The organism is Rhizobium ecuadorense, assembly GCF_001187535.1.
Lineage (GTDB): Bacteria > Pseudomonadota > Alphaproteobacteria > Rhizobiales > Rhizobiaceae > Rhizobium > Rhizobium ecuadorense.
Genome location: NZ_LFIO01000990.1, coordinates 1 through 335, shown reverse-complemented (window position 1 = coordinate 335; position 335 = coordinate 1). Strand labels below are relative to the sequence as shown.

General features: G+C 53.7%; 1 protein-coding gene. It reads left to right on the top strand.

The features are described 5' to 3' along the window. Window positions 1-45: 45 nt before the first annotated feature. The coding region (locus tag AF337_RS18330; RefSeq protein WP_152971127.1) for a TetR/AcrR family transcriptional regulator at window positions 46-335 on the top strand (290 nt) is incomplete at its 3' end.

Genomic DNA, 335 nt, shown 5'->3' with positions numbered 1-335 from the left:
ATATGCACTATAAAATGGATGTCAATAGGAATTTGGAAAATCATCATGGTCCAAAATCAACAAATTGAGAGAAGGCCGCGCGGAAGGCCGCAGTTGCGCTGTGACGACGACACCAGGGGCCTGATCATCAAGGCGGCAAATACCCAGTTTCACGAGAATGGATACGCGGCGGCAAGCATCGCCACGATCGCCCAGGAGGCTGGTGTTTCCACAAAGACCCTCTATCGGCTGTTTCCGACCAAGGCCGATCTCTTTGCCAGCATGATCTCAGAGCGTATCGTCGGTTTCCTGCTCGCGCTCGATCCCCCGATGCTCGCCAATGCCGATCTGAGAGA